The sequence below is a fragment of the Paenibacillus sp. GbtcB18 genome (assembly GCF_019091125.1).
Taxonomy (GTDB): domain Bacteria; phylum Bacillota; class Bacilli; order Paenibacillales; family NBRC-103111; genus Paenibacillus_F; species Paenibacillus_F chitinolyticus.
The window spans coordinates 1-246 of sequence record NZ_JAGXJX010000678.1 but is presented as its reverse complement, the minus strand read 5'-3'; the positions used below and the strand labels follow the sequence as shown (position 1 = coordinate 246).

The 246-nt window shown below is 41.5% G+C and carries 1 protein-coding gene; it reads right to left on the bottom strand.

Annotation, left to right across the window (positions count from 1 at the left end):
• A partial coding sequence (locus KVT34_RS30790) for a GerAB/ArcD/ProY family transporter (protein WP_217563353.1) occupies positions 1 to 242 on the bottom strand: 242 nt, incomplete at its 3' end.
• Positions 243 to 246: the final 4 nt, after the last annotated feature.

Genomic DNA, 246 nt, shown 5'->3' with positions numbered 1-246 from the left:
CCAAGGTTACGTATTAACCCATCTAGTATAGTATAGCCAGGGTGTTGTGACATGATATGTACTATGCAAAGGCTAACTAAGATAGTTATAGCACATCCAATAATAACTGATATCCAACCGTCAGTATTGGCTCCTTCTGCAACTTCACGCGGATGTGTAAGTAAACCGAACCCGTCCTGTACACCACTAATGGTGAGAATGTATTGAAATAAAGAAGTCTCCCTCTTTGCACGCCTTGTCACTTGT